Origin of the sequence: Streptomyces sp. MMG1121 (assembly GCF_001280015.1) — a bacterium.
GTDB lineage: Bacteria > Actinomycetota > Actinomycetes > Streptomycetales > Streptomycetaceae > Streptomyces.
On record NZ_LGDV01000196.1, the window covers coordinates 57,887 to 76,656 of the forward strand.

The window sequence follows — 18,770 nt, forward strand, 5'->3', positions numbered from 1 at the left end:
CCCCGTGTCCCGAGTCCTCCCGGCAGGCCGGCGGCTGCGCTGGATGACGGCCGTCGTCGTGCCTGCGCTGCTGTCCCCCCTGGCCGGTTGCTCCTCCTCGTCCACGGCCGTCGAGGCCTGTATGGCCAAGCAGGCGGACTCCGTCAGCTCGACGGACCTGACCGGCACCTACGCGGGAGAGGGCGACGCCAAGGGCACGACGATCACGCTCACGTCGACGGACGGCAGACCGGGCGGCACGGTCACCGTGCACCGCTGGCCGACCGGCGACTGGTACAAGAGCGAACTCGGCGCCGAGTTCAACGGGTCGGGCACCTGGTCCGTGCGGTCCGGCACCGGATCCGACGCACACGCGCGCGTGCGGCTGTCCCTCACCGAGCCACGCACCTTCCTGAACGGCGACACCCTCGACAAGCTGTCGATCGCCAAGGGTGCCGGGCAGACGTACCTCTACGAGGACGACGACCCGGACGTGTGCCCCAAGTTCCGCCTGAAGATGACCACTTCGCGGCACTAGAAGAGAAAAGCAGAGAAAAGCAGCCGGTGAGGGTGCAGCCCCGTCCCCACGGGCACCCTCACCGGCCGGCCTCTGCGGATCAGAAGCGGTACGTCACGCGCGTACCAGCTCCTTCTCCCCGTCGGGACCGACGCCGGCGCGCTCGGCCTCCGAGCGCAGGCCCTCGCCCTCGACGTCGACGTTCGGCAGCACGCGGTCGAGCCACTTGGGCAGCCACCAGGCCCGCTTGCCGAGCAGAGCGAGCACCGCCGGGACGATCGCCATGCGGACGATGAACGCGTCGAAGAAGACGGCGATCGCGAGACCGAAGCCGATCATCTTGACCATCGACTCGGTGGAGCCGATGAAGCCGGAGAAGACGGCGATCATGATGACGGCGGCGGCGGTCACGACCCGCGCCCCGTGCCGGAAGCCCGTCACCACGGCCTGGGTCGGCTTCTCGCCGTGGACGAACGCCTCCCGCATCCGGGTCACGAGGAAGACCTCGTAGTCCATCGCGAGGCCGAAGACGACGCCCACCATGAAGATCGGCATCATCGACATGACCGGTCCGGTCTCCTCGACGCCCATCAGGCCGGACAGCCAGCCCCACTGGAAGACCGCGACCACGGCGCCCAGGGCCGCCATCACACTGAGCAGGAAGCCCAGGGCCGCCTTCAGCGGGACGAGAACCGAGCGGAAGACCACGATCAGGAGGAGGAAGGCGAGGCCGACCACGAGCGCCAGATACGGCAGCAGCGCGTCGTTCAGCTTCTGCGAGACGTCGATGTTCATCGCCGTCGAGCCGGTGACCAGGAGCTTGGAGTCGGTCGCCTTGGCGATGTCCGCGCCCTTGTCACGGATGGTGTGGACCAGGTCCTCGGTCGTCTTGGAGGACGGCTTGGACCCGGGGACGACCGTGATGGTCGCGGTGTCGCCGGCCTTGTTGGCCACGGCCGGGGTGACCGTGACGACGTCCTTCAGCCCCTTGATCTCGTCGCCGACCTTGTTGAAGGCCGCCTTGGGGTCATGGCTGTCCTTGGCGTCGACGACGACCATCAGCGGGCCGTTGAAGCCCGGTCCGAAGCCCTCGGAGAGCAGGTCGTAGGCGCGGCGCTGGGTGGTGGAGGTCGGCTGGGAGCCGTCGTCCGGAAGGCCGAGTTCGAGGGAGGCGGCCGGGACCGCCGCCGCGCCGAGGCCGATCACACCGAGCAGCAGCACCGCCACGGGCCGCCGTACGACGAAGCTCGCCCAGCGGGTGCCCATGTTGGGCCGGCCCGGCTTCTTGGGCGTACGGCCGCCGCCGAGCAGCTTGCTCTTCTGGCCGGCGGGCTTGATCTTGCGGCCCGCGAAGCCGAGCAGCGCCGGGATCATCGTCAGGGCGATCAGGACGGCGATGGCGACCGTGCCCGCCGCCGCGACGCCCATCTTGGTCAGCATCGGGATGTTGACGACCGACAGGCCGACCAGGGCGATGACCACGGTCAGGCCCGCGAAGACCACCGCCGAACCCGCCGTGCCGACGGCGCGTCCGGCCGCTTCCTCGCGCTCGCGGCCCTCGGCCAGTTCGGCGCGGTAGCGCGAGACGATGAAGAGGGCGTAGTCGATGCCGACGGCCAGGCCGATCATCGAGGCCAGGGTGGAGGTGGTGGAGCCCAGGTCCAGGGCGCTGGCGAGCGCGGTGATCGTGGAGACGCCGATGCCGACACCGACGATCGCGGTCAGCAGCGGGAATCCGGCCGCGAGCAGCGAGCCGAAGGTGATGACGAGGACGACGGCGGCGATCGCGATGCCGATGACCTCGCTGGAGCCGGTCTCCGGGGTGGCGCTCAGCGCGTCACCGCCGATCTCGACGGTCAGCCCGGCGTCACGCGCGTGCTGCGCGGCCTGTTTCAGGGCGTCCTTGGAGGAGTCCTTCAGCTCCATGCCGGAGACCTTGTACTTCACCGAGGCGTAGGCGATCTGGCCGTTCTTGCTGACGGCGTGCCCGGCGTAGGGGTCGGCGACGGAGACGACCTCGGAGCCGGTGCCCAGCGCCTTGACGGTCTTCTCGACGGCCTGCTTGTTGAGGGTGTCCGTCATCTTCTCGCCGCTCGGCGCCTTGAAGACGACCCGCGCGGTGGCGCCGTCGGCGCTCATCCCGGGGAAGCGCTGTTCCAGCAGGTCGAAGGCCTTCTGCGCCTCGGTGCCGGGGATGGAGAAGGACGTGTTGCCGGCGGGCGGTGCGGAGGCCGCACCCACCCCGGCGAGGGTCAGCAGCGCCACCCAAATGAGGGCGACGAAGTGCCGTCGCCGGAAGGCGAGACGGCCGATTCTGTACAGAAACGTGGCCACGGAGGCGTACTCCCGGTCAGGTCGTGGGGTGGATCTGGGCAGGGGCGTTCAGCCCGACGACGTGAGCGGTGACGTCAGGTGGTGGGCTTGCTGGGGAGAGGGATCGGCCGGCGTTCCGGCCAGGGTTTCGGCCGGGGGTCCGACCGGCGTTCCCAGTCGGGGTTTCAGCTGGTGGAGATGCCGAGGGCGGGGAGGACCACGGCGTCGATGTACGACATGAGGAAGGCCTGCGTCGGCGGCAGCTCGTCGATCATCGTCCGGGCCGCGAAGCCACCGAGCATCATGTGCATCATGAACTCGATCGCCGGGTTGTCCGCCCGGACCTCGCCCCGGTCGATCGCCCGCTGCACCACGCGGCGGAACGACGCCATCTCCGGCTCGATCAGATGATCCCGGAACGCCCGCAGGAGATCCGGGTTGCTGTGCACCGCCATGGCCAGACCCCGCATCAGGGCGGAGTTCTGCTCCATCTCGCAGTCGTCCGAACGCATGGTGAGAGCGCGCAGATCGCCCTTGAGCGACCCGGTGTCGATCTCGTCGAGGCCCATGCCGCCTGGCTTGTTGTGCCGCACCGCCTTCGCCACCAGCTCGGCCTTGCCGCCCCACTGGCGGTAGAGCGTCGCCTTGCTGGACTTGGTGCGGGCGGCCACGGCGTCCATGGTGAGGGCGTCGTAGCCGACCTCCCGGAGCAGATCGAGCACGGCCTCGTACAGCTCGGCCTCGCGCTCGGGCGTGATCCGACTGCGACGCGCCGTTGCGACGACCTCGGTCATGCCATTCACCTTCCCGCTCCGGATCCTCCTGTGTTGCGTACCACCATGAAGATACCCTGAGAGCGTACGAAACGAAACCGTTTCGTACGTGGGTTGGGTCACGGTTGTTGGGTTTCGATAAGCCGGTTCCTGGCGCAGGGCTTCGGCGGGCGGTGCCGGGTACCCGGTGCCGGGCGCAGACGGGCCGCCCGTGCCGGGTGCCGGGCGCAGACGGACGGGCCGGTGTCCGGTGCCAGGCGCAGACGGGCGGCCGGTGTCCTGTGCCGGGCGTCGACGAACCGTCGGTGTCCGATGCCGGGCGAAGGCGAGCCGCTGGTGTCCGGTGTCCGGCTCGGAAAACCCGGCCGCACGAGTCCCTACCCAACGGGTCGCTCACGTGTTCACAAGTTGCTGGTGCCGTTCGCCCGGAAAAGCATGGGTAGGTGAGCTATCTGCGCCTTCCCCACCTCAGCGGCGACCTGCTGTGCTTCGTGGCCGAGGACGACCTCTGGCTGGCCCCCCTCGACACGCCGGGCCGTGCCTGGCGCCTCACGGCGGACCGCACCAAGGCCGGTCACCCGCGCTTCTCGCCCGACGGCCACCACATCGCCTACACGACCTGGCGCAGTCTCGTCCCCGAGATCCACCTGGTCGGCGTCGACGGCGGTCCCGCGCGGCAACTGACGTACTGGGGCAGCGCCGACACACAGGTCTGCGGCTGGACGCCGGAGGACGACATCCTGGCGGTGGCCTCCCACGGCCAGCCCTTCTCCTACTTCACCTGGGCCTACAAGGTCCCCACCGACGGCGACCCCGGCGGACGCCTGCCCTGGGGCCCGGTCGCCGACATCCAGGTCGCCGACGTCGCCGGCGAGCACAAGACCCTCCTGCTCACCGGCACCCCGCCGCACGAACCGGCCTCCTGGAAGCGCTACCGCGGCGGCGCCATGGGCCGCCTCTGGCTGCACGGGCAGCAACTCGTGCCGGACATCGGCGGCCATCTGGCCTCACCCATGTTCGTCGCCGGCCGGATCGCCTTCCTCTCCGACCACGAGGGCGTCGGCAACCTCTACTCCTGCGCCCATGACGGCACCGACCTGCGCCGGCACACCGACCACGACGCCTTCTACGCCCGGCACGCCTCCAGTGACGGCACCCGGGTGGTCTACCAGTGCGCGGGCGACCTGTGGCTCGTGGACGACTTCTCCCCGGGCGGCATGCCGCGCAAGCTCGACGTCCGGCTCGCCGGGCCGGCGACCGGGCGCCGCCGGTACCAGGTGCCGGCCGCGCAGAACGTCGACGGCATCGCCGTGGACGAGACCGGCCGGGCCAGCGCCGTCGTCGTACGCGGCAGCCTGTACTGGCTCACCCACCGCGACGGCCCGGCCCGCACGATCGCCGACACGCCCGGTGTCCGGGTACGGCTGCCGGAGATGCTGGGCACGACCGGGCAGGTCGCGTACGTCACCGACGCCGAGGGCGAGGACGCCGTCGAGGTCGCCCAGCTGCCCCGCGCGACCGGCGACCGCGCACGGCGCCGGCTCGCCTCCGGCGCACTGGGCCGGGTGCTGGAGATGATCTCCGATCCGGAGGGTGAACGACTGGCGGTCGCCTCGCACGACGGACGACTGCTGCTGATCGACACCGGGGAGGGGGAGGGAGGGGAGGGAGAGGAAACGGGCGCGGACGTCACGGGGGCCGTCGCCGGGGGAACCGAGCAACCTGGAGGGTCTGGGGGGCCTGAGGGGTCTGGGGGGCCTGAGGGGTCCGAGGAGGCTGAGGGGTCCGAGACATCGGGAGACACGGCCGGCCGGGTCACCGAGCTGATCCGTTCCATCAACGGCCCCGTCCGCGACCTCGCCTTCTCCCCCGACGGCTCCTGGCTCGCCTGGTCCCACCCGGGCATCGGCCGCTCCCTGCGCCAGGTCAAGCTGGCCCGCATCAAGGACCGGCTGATCGTGGACGTGACCAACGGCCGTTTCGAGGACGAGAACCCCGTCTTCACCCGCGACGGCCGCTATCTCGCCTTCCTCTCCTGGCGCGGTTTCGACCCGGTGTACGACGTCCACACCGGCGACCTGTCCTTCCCGCTCGGCTGCCGCCCCTACCTCGTCCCGCTGAACTCGGCCACCCCCTCCCCCTTCGCTCTGAACCCCGAGGGCCGCCCGGCCGCCGGTGGGCTCGACCCGGTCGAGGACGAGGAGACGGGCGAGGCCGGCACGGTGACCGTGGAGGTGGAGGGCCTGGAGAACAGGGTCACACCGTTCCCCGTCATCGCCTCCAAGTACTCCGCCTTGACCCCGGTCGCGGGCGGCGGCCTGGTCTGGCTGCGCTGGCCGATCTCCGGCGCGCTCGGCGAGACCTTCGTCAACCCGGCCGACACCAGCGGCCGCCCGACCCTGGAGTACTTCAACATCACCAAGGCGAAGAAGTCCGAACTCGTCGACCACCTGGACTGGTTCGCGGTGAGCGGCGACGCCACCCGGCTGGTCGTCGTGGACGAGGGCGACCTGCGCGCGGTGCCCTCCACGGAGTCCGGCGACGCGGACACGACCGTCTGGATCGACCTGCGCCGCATCCTGCACGAGGTCGACCCGCCCGCCGAGTGGCGCCAGGCCTACGACGAGGCGGGGCGCATCATCCGCGGCTACTTCTGGGACCCGGGCATGTGCGGCATCGACTGGGACGCGGTGCTCGACCAGTATCGCCCGCTGGTCGAACGGGTCGCCTCCCCCGACGAGTTCGCGGATCTCCTGAGGGAGGTCCTCGGCGAACTGGGCACCTCGCACGCGTACGTCACCGCCGCCCGCCGCAACGAGGGCCCGCCCCACTACCAGCGCCGCCAGGGCCTCCTCGGCGCCAACTTCGTGCGCCGGAACGGCGGCTGGACCCTCAAGCGCATCCTGCCCGGCGACTCCTCCGACTCCCGGGCCCGCTCGCCGCTGGCCGGCACGGGCATCCGCGACGGCGCCGTGCTGACCCATGTCGACGGCCGCCCCGTCGACCCGGTGACCGGCCCGTTCCCTCTGCTCGCGGGCTCCGGCGGTACGACGGTGGAGCTGACCTTCACCCCGGCGGAGGGGGCGACGGACCGGGCCCGGCGGGTCGCGATCGTCCCCCTCGTCGACGACCGACCGCTGCGCTACCAGGACTGGGTCGCCAAACGCCGTGAGGTCGTACGGGAGTTGAGCGGCGGCAAGTGCGGTTATCTACACATCCCCGACATGGGCGGCTCCGGCTGGGCCCAGTTCAACCGTGACCTGCGCATGGAGGTGTCCCGGCCCGCGCTGATCGTGGACGTGCGCGGCAACGCGGGCGGGCACATCAGCGAACTCGTCATCGAGAAGCTGACCCGCACGATCCTGGGCTGGGACCTGACGAGGGACGCGCAACCGGTGTCGTACACCTCGAACGCCCCACGCGGCCCGGTGGTCGCCCTGGCCGACGAGGCCACCTCCTCCGACGGCGACATGATCACCGCCGCGTTCAAGCTGCTCCGGCTGGGCCCGGTCGTCGGCCAGCGCACCTGGGGCGGCGTGGTCGGCATGACCGGCCGGCACCGCCTGGGCGACGGCACGGTCATCACGGTCCCGATGAACGCCGCCTGGTTCGACGCCTACGGCTGGTCCGTGGAGAACCACGGCGTCTCCCCCGACCTGGAGATCATGCGCACCCCCCTGGACTGGGCCGAGGGCCGCCATGCCCAGATGGACGACGCGATCCAACTGGCCCTGGACCTCCTGGCCTCCACGCCCGCCGCCATCCCCCCGGACTACAGCGACGTCCCGAACCACTCCCGCCCGAAGCTACCGCCGAGGCCCCACGACTAGGGGACGCGTGTCAAAGGGGACCGTGGGGGACGCGTGTCAAAGGGGCGCCGGCGCGTATCGGAGCACACCGCAGCCACCCCCGAACAAACGCAGGACACCCTCCGCATACGAAGGGTGCCCCACGCGTCAACCCGGCCGAAGCCGAGCGCAGCGGCTACGCGTCGTAGTCCCGATCGAACCGGTCTTCCATCTCCCGGTCCGAGTCCTCGATGTCACGCATGTTCTCGTGCTGGCTGCCCCGCCCGGGCTGCGGCGGCTGCGACTTCGACTGCTGCCCCTGCCGGCCCTGCGGCTGCTGACCGCGCCGGCCGGTCTTCTCGTGGCCTTGGCCGAGCTTGTCCTTGGCCTGCTGCTGCATCTCGCCGGCCTTGTGCTGGGACTGGTCCTTCATACCCATGTGGGTTCACTCCTGTGGTGAGTGAGAGGGGGGATCGGCCCTCGGTGGGGCCTCGACCAGATTCACACGGAGGACCACGGAACGCATGTGGATCAGTTACGGTGCGTAGTCCGCGCCGCTTCGTCGGCTGCCCCGCCCGCGCCGACGAGTCCGGAGTTCATCCCCTGCAAACGGGGTCCGAACCGCTTCATCTCGCGCTGCCCGACCGTCCCTATGAGCGCCGGCAGATAGCCGCGCACGCCCTGCATGCCGCGCAGCCACCACTGTCCGTACACGTGCGCCGAGCGGCGCTCGATCCCGGCCACGATCCGGTCCACGGCGGGGCCCAGCGGGTACGTCTTGTTCGACGGCCACGGCAGCCGCTGCCGCAACTCCCGCATGACGTCGTCCTGGTCGGCGCCGCGCACCATGTCGGTGTCGGTCCACGACAGGTAGCCCACGCCGACGCGCACGCCCTGGTGGCCGACCTCGGCGCGCAGACTGTGCGCGTACGCCTCCACGCCCGACTTGGAGGCGCAGTACGCCGTCATCATCGGCGCGGGGGCGATCGCGGCGAGGGAGGCTATCTGGAGCAGATAGCCCCGGCTCTCGACCAGCACCGGCAAGAACGCCCGCGCGGTCACCGCCGAACCGATCAGGTTCACCTCGATCACCCGCCGCCAGGCCTGCGGATCGGAGTCGACGAACGGACCGCCCGTCGCCACACCGGCGTTGGCGACCACGATGTCCACCTTCCCGAACCGTTCCTTCACCTCCCGCGCGACCCGGCTCATCGCCTCGTGGTCGGTGACGTCGGCGTACCAGTACGCGCTGTCACTGTGCAGCCGCCCGGAGACCTCCTTGAGCGCCTCCTCCTCCAGTCCGACCAGCGCGACCTTCGCACCGCGCGCCGAGAGCTTGCGCGCCAGCAGCTCACCGACGCCGCGCGCCGCCCCGGTGACGACCGCGACCTGTCCTTCGAGGCTGAACCTGCTCATGCGCCCTCCTTGATCTGCGCCGGGGTGGAACGGCGTTCGGTGCCGTCAGGGGCACCGGGTGTGTCGGGTGTGTCGGGTGTGCCGGTGGCGTCCCCCGTGACGTACGTGGTGACGAGTTCCCGGATTCTGCCGGTCACCAGGTCGGGAGCCTCGATCGGGCTCATGTGCCCGACGCCGGTCAACTCGGTGAGACCGACGCAGTGCGGCAGCGCGGCAACCAGCGCGCGGGCGTGCACAGGGGGCGTGAGCCGGTCGGACGCGCCGTGCAACACCGCGGTGGGCGCGTGCAACTCCCGTACGCCGTGGTCGAGATCGAGCGCCGCGAGCACGCCGGCCCAGGCGTGGCGTACGGTGCGCGGACAGGCGTGCACGATCCGCGCGCACGCCTCCACCATGTGCGGCGCGGAACCGGCGCCCATGGTCGCGTACTTGAGGATGCTCTTCGCGACCGGCGTGACCGGTCCGAGAGGAGCGCGCGAACCAAGAACGCGCCCGGTGATCCAGGTGCGCAGGCGCCCGGCGCGCATCGGCATCACGCGCGCCTCAGCGACCAGCCGCGAACTGCCTGTGCTGCACAGCAGGACGGCGGCGGCGTGTTCCCGGAAGAGGGGGCGCGTGGAGGCGGCCATGATCGTCATGCCACCCATGGAGTGCCCGACGATCAGAGCCTTCTCCCCGCGCGCAAGGGTCTGCGCGAGCACCGCTTCGAGATCGTCCGCGAGCGCGTGAGTAGTGCACGCGGGGCTTGCGGGACTGCCCCCGTGCCCCCTCTGGTCGTACGCGATCACCCGGTGATCGGTCGCCAGGTCCCGTATCTGCGCCGCCCAGAAGGCGGTCGAGCAGGTCCAGCCGTGGGAGAGAACAACGGGGGGCGCTTTCTCGGGCCCGTGCACCTCGACGTGCAGTCGCGCGCCGTCGGCGGAGACGACGGTGAGTTCATGGGAGGGAGCGGGCGGGGCGTAGCGGCCGTCGGCGACGGGGGCGGGCCGGCTCATGCGGCGCCCTCGCTCTGCTGCGCGCCACTGGCGTGCGTGGGCGCGGACTTCTTGGTAGCGCGCGCGGATTGCTTGGCGGTGCGGACCGGCCCATCAGCCTTTTTCGCGCCGGATCCCGCGCTCTTCGCATCCTTCACGCCGTGCGCGCTGGACTCCACGGCGCTTGTCGTGCTCTCCGCGCCGGCACCCGTACCCCGCACGCCGGGCGTGCGGATGACCTCGTACTCCGCCAGGTCCACCCGCCGCGTCGCACTCCGGAATTCGGACGTCGTACCGGGCCAGATGGTGGTGTTGCGGCCGCTCGCGTCCAGGTACCAGCTGGTGCAGCCGCCGGTGTTCCACACGGTCCGCTTCATACGCTCCTGGACCTTGTCGTTCCAGGACTCGACGGCGGCGGGCCGGGCGTCCAGGGCGGTGCGGCCGCCGAGGACATCGAGCTGGCGCAGATAGTCGGCCATGTAGTTCAGCTGGGACTCGATCATGAGGATCATGGAGGAGTTCCCGAGGCCGGTGTTGGGCCCGATGACCGTCATGAAGTTCGGGAACCCGGCGGCCGCGGCCCCGCGCAGCGCCTGCATGCCGTTCTTCCAGGACTCGGCGAGCGTGGTGCCCTCCGCGCCGACCACGCGCTCGGCGATCGGCATGTCCGTGACGTGGAAGCCCGTACCGAAGATGATCGCGTCGACCTCGGCCTCGGTGCCGTCGGCCGCGACGAGCGTGGCCCCGCGGACCTCGCTCAGCCCGCTGGCGACGACGTCCACATGCGGCCTGGCCAGCGCCGGGTAGTACTCGCTGGACAACAGGATCCGCTTGCAGCCGATGCGGTAGTCGGGGGTGAGCTTGGCGCGCAGGGCCGGGTCCTTGATCGCGCGGGCCATGTTGCGCTTGGCGAGCTGCTCGACCAGGCCGAGTTCATCCGGACGCTTGGTGAACGCCTGGACCTGAAGCTCCCGGATCCCCCACAGCAGTCCGCGCCTGAGCTGGGTGGTGAAGGGCACAGCCCGGTGCAGCCGGCGCTCGGCGCCGCTGATGGCGCGGTCCACACGGGGCATCACCCACGGCGGGGTGCGCTGGAAGAGGGTGAGCCGGTCGACCTCGCGCTGGATCGCGGGCACGATCTGGATGGCGGAGGCGCCGGTACCGATCATGGCGACGCGCTTGCCGCGCAGGTCGTAGTCGTGGTCCCAGCGGGCGGAGTGGAACACCTTGCCCGGGAAGGACTCCAGGCCCGGGATCTCGGGGATCTTCGGGTCGGACAGTGGCCCGGTGGCGGAGACGACGACGTCGGCGGAGAGCGAACCGCGCGTGGTCTCGATGTTCCACCGCAGGTTCTCCGCGTCCCAGCTCATCAGCTTGACCTCAGAGCCGAAGCGGATGTGCGGGCGCAGGCCGAAGAGATCGGTGACGTGCTCCAGATAGGCGCGGATGTGCCGCTGCCCGGAGAAGGTACGCGGCCAGTCGGGGTTGGGCGCGAAGGAGAAGGAGTAGAGGTGGGAGGGCACGTCACAGGCGCACCCGGGGTAACTGTTGTCCCGCCAGGTGCCGCCGACGCTGTCGGCCCGCTCCAGGACGACGAAGTCGGTGATCCCCTCGCGGCGCAGCCGCACGGCGGCCCCCAGCCCGCCGAACCCGGACCCGATCACCGCCACCCGTACATGCTCGTGCTCGGCCATCCCGAAGCCTCCACGCATCGCCTTCGACTCTGCCAGTGAACACTGGCGCAATGGGACTGTAGAGCAGCTCCGTACCGAGCGGTAGGGGTCGGGGGAGGGAAAGTTACCGGCGGTACAACATAGGCTGCGGGCGTGGCAGACGACGGTGGACGTAAGGAAGGCCCAGAGGGTCGGAACAGCAGGCGCGACGGCCAGGACGGCGCACAGGGCGCGCACTACGGCGCGCACACCTCAAGCCCGCGCGAGTACCGCATGGAGGAGCTGGCCCGGCTCGCCGGCATCACCGTGCGCACCCTGCGCTTCTACCGCGAACGCAAACTGATCCCGCCGCCCCGCCGCGAGGGCCGTATCGCCTGGTACGACGAGCACCATCTAGCACGCCTGCGCACCATCGCCGCCCTGCTGGAACGCGGCCACACGCTGAACGGCATCGCGGAACTGGCCGAGGCCCTCGACCAGGGCCGGAACGTCGCCGACCTGCTCGGCGTCGGCACCCCCACCGAGGAGGAGCCGGTCCGCCTCACCCCCGAGGAACTCGCCGCCCGCTTCGAGGGCGAGGTGACCCCCGACAACCTCGCCGCCGCCCTGGAGCTGGGCTATCTGGGCACCGACGGCGATGAGATCGTCCACATCAGCCGCCGCCTGCTGGACGTCTCTTCCGCGCTGGTCCGCGAAGGCATCCCGCTCGGCGAGGTCCTCGCGGCCGGCGCCCGCGTCCGCGAGCACGCCGACGCCCTGGCGGAACTCTTCGCCGACCTGATCCTGCGCCACGCCCCGGAGGAGGACCTCCAGCGCCTGCGCCCGCTGGCCCGCAGCGTAGTAGAGGCGGAACTCTCCCTGGCCCTGGACCGCCGCCTGACCAAGGAGCCCGGCGGGCAGGGCACCTGAGCCCGTCCGCCGACGGCGGACGGGGGCGCACCTACAGGTCGTAGACGACGGTCACCGGCGCATGGTCGGACCACCGCTCGGCGTGCGTGGCCGCGCGCTCCACGAACCCCTTGACGGCCTTGCCGGCCAGCCCGGGCGTGGCGACGTGGTAGTCGATACGCCACCCCGAGTCGTTGTCGAAGGCCCGCCCGCGGTACGACCACCAGCTGTACGGCCCCTCGACATCGGGGTGCAGGGCGCGCACGACGTCGACATACCCGCCGCCGGTCGGATCGAGGACGCAGCCGAGCCACTCCCGCTCCTCGGGCAGGAAGCCGGAGTTCTTGGTGTTGCCGCGCCAGTTCTTGAGATCGGCCTGCTGGTGGGCGATGTTCCAGTCACCGCAGACGACCACCTCGCGCCCGTCGGCAGCGGCACGCGCGCGCAGCTCCTTGAGATGGACGAGGAACTCGTCCATGAAGCGCACCTTCTCGTCCTGCCGCTCGGTGCCGACCTCGCCGGAGGGCAGATAAAGGGAGGCCACCGTGACACCGGGCAGGTCGGCCTCGACGTAGCGCCCGCTGCCGTCGAACTCGGCCGAGCCGAAGCCCACCCGGACACCGTCCGGCTCGCGCCGCGTGTAGAGGGAGACGCCCGCGCGGCCCTTGGCAGCGGCCGGGGCGTGCACGACGTGCCAGCCATCGGGCTGCCGGACCTCCTCCGGCAGCTGGTGCGGCTCGGCGCGCACCTCTTGCAGGCAGACGACGTCCGCTTCCGTCCGAGCGAGCCACTCCACGAAGCCCTTCTTGGCGGCGGCCCGCAGCCCGTTCACATTCACCGAGGTCACAGTCAGCACCAGGGCACGATACCGGCACACTGGTCGGAGTCCGTCCACACCGTCCAGCCATCACCGACTGCATAGAAGTACGATAACCAGTATGAATATACGTCGCGTCCGTTTCGATCACCCCGACGCCGTCAAGCTCAATGACGAGGTCCAGGCCGAGTACCACCTGCGTTACGGCGACGGCGGCGACGCCACAACCCTCGACGCCACTGACTTCACCCCGCCACGCGGCGTGTATCTGATCGCGTACGACGAACACGACCACCCCGTCGCGACCGGCGGCTGGCGCAGCCAGGACCAGAACGACGAGGGCAACGAGGACGGCGACGCCGAGCTCAAGCGCATGTACGTCGTCGAGCAGGTGCGTGGCCAGGGCCTGGCGCGCCGCATGCTCACAGCCCTGGAGGACGACGCCCGCGCCTCGGGCCGGCTCCGCATGGTCCTGGAGACAGGCACCAAGCAGCCGGAGGCCATCGCCCTGTACACGTCCAGCGGCTACGAGCCATGCACCAAGTTCGGCTACTACCGCCACCACGAGGAGAGCTGCTGCTTCGCGAAGAAACTCTGAGCCTGTAACTCGGATCACACCAGGCCCGCTTGAGCCCCGGCGGGCCCGGCAGTGGCCGACGCCTCCTGCAGACACGATGAAGCCCCTGTCGACTACTGCCGACAGGGGCTTCATGCTGCGTGGACCTGAGGGGATTTGAACCCCTGGCCCCCTCGATGCGAACGAGGTGCGCTACCGGACTGCGCCACAGGCCCTTGCAACGAGTGAAACTTTAGCATCCCCATCGGGGTGCTTGGAAATCCGTTCCCTGACTGGTCACAGCAGGGGCCAGTGGAGGGGGCGCGCACCGCCGGGGGCGCGCCGGGGAGCGTGCGGGCGGGGTCACTCGTTCGCCGCGCGCGGGCGGTCGCCGTCCTCGTACTGATCGAACAGCGGCGTACGCCCGCGCTCGCGCGCCCGGCGCGCGGAGGCAGCGCGGCGCGCGTCGCTGCGGGCCTCCGCCGGTTTGTCCTCTGCCGCGGACGCCTGCTCACCCGGCTCCGCCTCCGGCGCGTGGGCCGTCTCGTGCTCCGGCGCGACCGAGCTGGAACGCGCCGAACTCCAGGTGTCCGGCGCCCCCAGATCCACACCGGCCGTGGCTCGCGGCGCCACCGGCGCGGTCACATACGTCGGCAGGGGCACCGGCACCGGGTCCCAGCTGTCCCCGCCTGGCCGCCGCTGCCGCTCACGCTGCTGGTCGACCCACTCGGCGTGGTCGGTCTGCTCGACCAGCGCACGCCGGTCCGCGGCAAGCGCGGAGAGACCCGTGTCCGTCTCGGTCTCCTGAACCTCCTCCGGTTCGTCAGCACCAGCACTCGCGTCGAGGGGCGCGCGCCGACGCGGCTGGCGCTCCCGCTCCCGCAACCGCTGCGCAGCGACCTCGGCACGCCGACGGTCCATCTGGTAGGCAAAACGGCGGCGCTCCTGCGAACGCAGGTACGCGATGTACCCGCTGAGCAGTACGGCCGGTACGGCGGGCACCCACAGGAAGGCGAGCCCCCCGACAGCGGCGACGATCGCGCCGAGCGTGAAGCCGATGAAGAGCATCACGGTGGTGCGCCGACGGCGCGCGAGAACCTTCGAGCGCTGAGCGCGCGCCGCGGCCGCCTGCGACGAGGATGCACGCCGCGCGGATGGCACTCGTCTCTGTGCGGGCGCGGAGCCCGATGCGCGCGCGGGTGCACCGGAGGAGTGGTGTGCGGGCGCGGACTTGGGCGCCGGTGCGGCGGCCTGTTCGCGTGCCGGTTCCGCTCTCCCGGACGCCTCGGGCCCGGTTTCCGCGTGTACCTGACGACGGGTCGGAGGCATGGCGAAGGCCCGGACGTCCACCGAGTCGGTGACGGCGTCCGGGTCGCCGGCGTTCGGCTCCCCCTCCTGGGCGGAGCGCGCCCGCAGGTCCCTGGCGTATCGGCGCTCCATGCCCGCCCGTCCGGACAGCAACCGGATGGCGGTGCTGAAGCGTTCCGTCGGACGGGCCTCGTTCAGCTCGTCCTGCCTACGGAGCCACATCGGCACCAAGTAGGCGGCCCAGGCCCCGACAATGACTGCGTAGATGAGGCCGCTGCTGCTCACGCCTCACACGGTAGAGGGGTTTGCGTGAGGCCATCCGCCAATTGGGCCGGTGTGTCGCACGATCTGGCTGATATTTCCAGCTTTTTTTGCGATCGATGCGATCAGAGGACCACCCCCGGTCGCGAAATTCAATGCCTTCAGACGGTCAGCATGCGATCAAATTCGAACATGTATTCAATTCCTGAGAGGCTAGGCGGGATTCCCCGGCGTGCTCTGGGGATTCCACGACGGATCCGCGGAGCCCAGGGCGCGCGAAGCACCGGCCGCGCCCCCCTCGTCCGCCGGGCGCTCGATGTGTCGCTCCCCCTGGGAACGTGCCCGCTGCCAGCGTGCGAGCAACCCATCGGGCACCTCTTCCGCGGTGAGCGCGAAGACCAGATGGTCGCGCCAGGCCCCGTCGATGTGCAGATAGCGCGGCCGGAGCCCCTCCTCGCGGAATCCGAGTTTCTCCACGACCCGGCGACTGGGCCGGTTCTCCGGTCGAATGCAGACCTCGATGCGGTGCAGTCCGACGGTGCGGAAACAGTGGTCCACCACGAGTGCGACGGCCGTGGGCATCACGCCCCGCCCGGCCACCGCCTCATCCACCCAGTACCCGACATGCCCCGAGCACATCGAGCCCCAGGTGATCCCGGCGACGGTCAACTGCCCCACCAGCCGCCCCTGATACTCGATGACGAACGGCAGCATCCGGCCCGCGCCGGCCTCGGAACGCAGGTGCCGGATCATCTGGCGGTAGGTCGGCCGGTGCGTGATCGGTCCGCTCGGCGTGGGCGGCGGGATGGTCGCCTCCCAGGGGCGCAGCCAGTCCCGGTTGCGCCGGTTCACCTCGCGCCAGGCCCGCTGGTCGCGCAGCTTTATCGGCCGGAGGACGACATCACCGTCCGCCAGCACGACAGGCCAGGAAGGGCTGTTCAGCTCGCACCCCCGCTACTGGGTCTGGGGTGGTCGCCGCCGCGGATCTGGTCGACGGCATGGACCAGCAGGGACTCCAGTACGGCGAGGCCGTCCTTCACACCGCCCGTGGAGCCCGGCAGATTGACGATCAGGGTGCGCCCCGCCACCCCGGCCAGGCCCCGGGACAGCGCGGCGGTCGGAACCTTCTCCCGGCCGAACGCCCGGATGGCCTCCGCGATGCCGGGCACCTCGTAGTCGATCACCGCGCGGGTCGCCTCGGGCGTGCGGTCGGTGGGCGAGACACCGGTGCCGCCGGTGGTGACGATGGCGTCGTAACCGGCCCCCACGCCCGCGCGCAGCGCCTCCCGCACGGGGTCCCCGTCGGGGACGACCTGAGGTCCGTCGACGTCGAATCCGAAGCCCTTCAGGCCGTCGGCGATCAAGGGGCCGCCCTTGTCCTCGTAGACACCGGCCGCGGCCCGGTTGGAGGCGGTGACCACCAGAGCGCGGTAGGTCATGCCCGGCTCCAGTCGCCGGACTTGCCGCCGGTCTTCTCCTCCACCCGTACGTCCGTGATGACCGCTCCCTTGTCGACCGCCTTGACCATGTCGATCACGGTGAGCGCGGCGACCGTCACGGCGGTGAGGGCCTCCATCTCGACGCCCGTACGGTCCGTCGTCTTCACGACGGCCTGGATCTCCACGGCGTCATCCGCGACCGACAGATCCAGTTTCACACCGGACACCGACAACGGGTGGCACAGCGGGATCAGGTCAGGGGTGCGCTTGGCGCCCATGATGCCCGCGATACGCGCGGTGGCGAGGGCATCCCCCTTGGGTACCCCCTCGCCGCGCAACAGCTCGACCACGCGGGGTGAGACGAGAACGCGGCCGCTGGCGCGGGCGGTGCGCGCGGTCACGTCCTTTCCGGATACGTCGACCATGCGGGCCGCGCCCGCCTCGTCGATGTGCGTCAGTCCGTCCTGCGTACTCATGCTGTGTGCCGCTCCCGGTCCGGGCCCGTCACAGTGCGGAGCACGGGCCTGTTGTGCGCGCCACGGTACCGCCAAGTCGGCGCACGCACCGGGCCAGGACCCCTCTGGGCCCCGTCGCACGCTCACGCGCGCGTGCGTCAGCCGAGCAGCACGACCTCCACCTCGGCGCCGGGCTCGACGGACTCCACGTCCTCGGGGAGGACGATCAGTGCGTTGGCCTGCGCCAGCGCCGCGATCAGGTGCGAGCCGGCGCCGCCCACGGGGGTCACCTCCCCGTCGGCGTACACGCCCCGCAGGAACTGCCGGCGCCCCTTGGGCGAGCAGAACGCCTTGTCCGTCTTCAGGCCGGCCCGGGTGCGGGGCCGGTGTACGTCCGTGAGACCCATGAGGGTCCGGATGGCGGGGCGGACGAACAGTTCGAAGGAGACGTACGACGACACGGGGTTGCCTGGCAGGGCCAGCAGGGGCGTGTGATCGGGGCCGATGGAGCCGAAGCCCTGGGGCTTGCCGGGCTGCATGGCGAGCTTGCGGAACTCCACGCCGCTGCCCGCCTCGTCCTCGTCGCCCGCGTACGACAGCGCCTCCTTGACGACGTCGTACGCCCCGACGCTCACCCCACCCGTGGTCACCAGCAGATCGGAACGGATGAGCTGGTCCTCGATGGTCGAGCGGAGGGTGTCGGCGTCGTCGGCGACGGCACCCACCCGGTAGGCGATGGCACCGGCGTCCCGCGCGGCGGCGGTGAGGGCGAAGCTGTTGGAGTCGTAGATCTGGCCGCTGGCCAGCTCCTCGCCGGGCTGCACAAGTTCGCTACCGGTAGACATGACGACCACGCGCGGGCGCGGGCGCACGCGTACCGTGCCGCGGCCGATCGCGGCGAGCAGCGCGATCTGCGGCGGGCCGAGGATCGTGCCGGCCTCCAGGGCACGGTCGCCGGCCTTCACATCGCTCCCCTTGGCGCGGACGTGCGCGCGTGCCTCGACGGGGCGGTGCACGCGCACGTGCCCCTCGGCACCCTCGGGGGCCGAGCTGCGCGCCCGCATGCCGCTCACCGGTCCCTCGCCGAGCCCGCCGTCGGTCCACTCGACGGGGACGACGGCCTCGGCGCCGGGGGGCAGCGGCGCACCGGTCATGATGCGGGCGGCCTGCCCGGGACCGACCCGGACCAGGTCGGCCGCGCCCGCGGCGACATCACCGACGACGTCCAGGACGGCCGGGAACTCCTCTCCGGCGCCCGCTACGTCCGCGACCCGCACCGCGTACCCGTCCATGGAACTGTTGTCGAACGGCGGAAGGGACACCGGCACCGTGACGTCGTCGACCAGGACACAGCCCTGGGCGTCGAGCAGTTGCAGCTCGATGGGCTCGAGGGGGCGGACGGTCGAGAGGATGTCCTCCAGATGCTCGTCCACCGACCACAGGTGGTCCGGGTCGGCGGGGCGGGTCACGGCGCTGCTCAAGATTGCTGCATCTCCTCGGCTACGTAACTGCGAAGCCAGGTCCGGAAGTCCGGGCCCAGGTCTTCACGTTCGCACGCGAGTCTGACAATGGCACGCAGATAGTCGCCGCGGTCGCCGGTGTCGTAGCGGCGG

16 protein-coding genes, 1 tRNA gene and 1 pseudogene are annotated in these 18,770 nt (G+C 70.9%); 4 read left to right on the plus strand and 14 right to left on the minus strand.

Annotation, left to right across the window (positions count from 1 at the left end):
* Positions 1-4 precede the first annotated feature (4 nt).
* The gene (locus ADK64_RS23245; RefSeq protein WP_053661786.1) at positions 5-517 is read left to right on the plus strand and encodes a hypothetical protein; all 513 of its coding nucleotides are present in this window, start codon (positions 5-7) and stop codon (positions 515-517) included.
* 93 nt (positions 518-610) lie between these two features.
* Here ADK64_RS23245 and ADK64_RS23250 read toward each other — a convergent pair whose 3' ends face one another.
* Together ADK64_RS23250 and ADK64_RS23255 are read right to left on the minus strand one after the other, a co-directional pair.
* On the minus strand, positions 611-2,830 hold the full coding sequence (locus tag ADK64_RS23250) for an MMPL family transporter (RefSeq protein ID WP_053661787.1): 2,220 nt from the start codon (positions 2,828-2,830) through the stop codon (positions 611-613).
* 164 nt (positions 2,831-2,994) lie between these two features.
* On the minus strand, positions 2,995-3,603 hold the full coding sequence (locus ADK64_RS23255) for a TetR/AcrR family transcriptional regulator (protein ID WP_053661788.1): 609 nt from the start codon (positions 3,601-3,603) through the stop codon (positions 2,995-2,997).
* A gap of 422 nt (positions 3,604-4,025) precedes the next feature.
* On the opposite strand from ADK64_RS23255, the gene ADK64_RS23260 reads away from it, so the two are divergent.
* Entirely contained in the window at positions 4,026-7,412 is a 3,387-nt protein-coding gene (locus ADK64_RS23260) for a S41 family peptidase (RefSeq protein ID WP_053661789.1), read from the plus strand.
* 154 nt (positions 7,413-7,566) lie between these two features.
* Here ADK64_RS23260 and ADK64_RS23265 read toward each other — a convergent pair whose 3' ends face one another.
* The 4 genes from ADK64_RS23265 to ADK64_RS23280 all read right to left on the minus strand — a co-directional run bounded on the left by ADK64_RS23265 (position 7,567) and on the right by ADK64_RS23280 (position 11,454).
* Positions 7,567-7,809 (minus strand): hypothetical protein, encoded by a 243-nt coding sequence (locus ADK64_RS23265; RefSeq protein WP_053661790.1) that lies wholly within the window; start codon positions 7,807-7,809, stop codon positions 7,567-7,569.
* A 92-nt stretch (positions 7,810-7,901) separates the two neighbouring features.
* On the minus strand, positions 7,902-8,786 hold the full coding sequence (locus tag ADK64_RS23270; protein WP_053661791.1) for an SDR family oxidoreductase: 885 nt from the start codon (positions 8,784-8,786) through the stop codon (positions 7,902-7,904).
* Entirely contained in the window at positions 8,783-9,781 is a 999-nt protein-coding gene (locus tag ADK64_RS23275) for an alpha/beta fold hydrolase (RefSeq protein WP_053661792.1), read from the minus strand. The genes ADK64_RS23270 and ADK64_RS23275 overlap by 4 nt, the downstream gene beginning before the upstream one ends.
* Positions 9,778-11,454, minus strand: a complete 1,677-nt coding sequence (locus ADK64_RS23280; RefSeq protein WP_053661793.1) for a flavin-containing monooxygenase — start codon at positions 11,452-11,454, stop codon at positions 9,778-9,780. Before ADK64_RS23280 ends, ADK64_RS23275 begins: the two co-directional genes overlap by 4 nt.
* A gap of 252 nt (positions 11,455-11,706) precedes the next feature.
* Between ADK64_RS23280 and ADK64_RS23285 the strand changes: the two genes are divergently transcribed.
* Entirely contained in the window at positions 11,707-12,342 is a 636-nt protein-coding gene (locus tag ADK64_RS23285; RefSeq protein WP_053661794.1) for a MerR family transcriptional regulator, read from the plus strand.
* Between the two features lie 31 nt (positions 12,343-12,373).
* On the opposite strand, the gene ADK64_RS23290 is transcribed toward ADK64_RS23285, so the two are convergent.
* Complete coding sequence (locus ADK64_RS23290; RefSeq protein WP_053661805.1) at positions 12,374-13,177, minus strand: exodeoxyribonuclease III; 804 nt, start codon at positions 13,175-13,177, stop codon at positions 12,374-12,376.
* A gap of 82 nt (positions 13,178-13,259) precedes the next feature.
* On the opposite strand from ADK64_RS23290, the gene ADK64_RS23295 reads away from it, so the two are divergent.
* Positions 13,260-13,736, plus strand: coding sequence for a GNAT family N-acetyltransferase (locus ADK64_RS23295; protein ID WP_053661795.1), 477 nt, complete (start codon positions 13,260-13,262; stop codon positions 13,734-13,736).
* A gap of 120 nt (positions 13,737-13,856) precedes the next feature.
* Here the strand turns inward: ADK64_RS23295 and ADK64_RS23300 are convergent.
* From ADK64_RS23300 to ADK64_RS45180, 7 genes and pseudogenes are all read right to left on the minus strand, one after another.
* Positions 13,857-13,930, minus strand: a tRNA-Ala gene (locus ADK64_RS23300).
* Positions 13,931-14,057: 127 nt separating this feature from the next.
* Entirely contained in the window at positions 14,058-15,287 is a 1,230-nt protein-coding gene (gene glpR, locus ADK64_RS23305) for a gephyrin-like molybdotransferase receptor GlpR (protein WP_199829697.1), read from the minus strand.
* A 189-nt stretch (positions 15,288-15,476) separates the two neighbouring features.
* Positions 15,477-16,181, minus strand: a complete 705-nt coding sequence (locus ADK64_RS23310) for a GNAT family N-acetyltransferase (RefSeq protein WP_053661796.1) — start codon at positions 16,179-16,181, stop codon at positions 15,477-15,479.
* Positions 16,182-16,201: 20 nt separating this feature from the next.
* Positions 16,202-16,702, minus strand: a complete 501-nt coding sequence (locus ADK64_RS23315) for a MogA/MoaB family molybdenum cofactor biosynthesis protein (RefSeq protein ID WP_053661797.1) — start codon at positions 16,700-16,702, stop codon at positions 16,202-16,204.
* Positions 16,699-17,178, minus strand: coding sequence for a cyclic pyranopterin monophosphate synthase MoaC (gene moaC / locus ADK64_RS23320; protein ID WP_053661798.1), 480 nt, complete (start codon positions 17,176-17,178; stop codon positions 16,699-16,701). The genes ADK64_RS23315 and moaC overlap by 4 nt, the downstream gene beginning before the upstream one ends.
* A 137-nt stretch (positions 17,179-17,315) precedes the next feature.
* The gene (glp, locus tag ADK64_RS23325; protein WP_053661799.1) at positions 17,316-18,638 is read right to left on the minus strand and encodes a gephyrin-like molybdotransferase Glp; all 1,323 of its coding nucleotides are present in this window, start codon (positions 18,636-18,638) and stop codon (positions 17,316-17,318) included.
* A pseudogene (locus ADK64_RS45180) lies at positions 18,635-18,770 on the minus strand (UTP--glucose-1-phosphate uridylyltransferase); the annotation flags it as partial. The gene glp and the pseudogene ADK64_RS45180, both read right to left, overlap by 4 nt.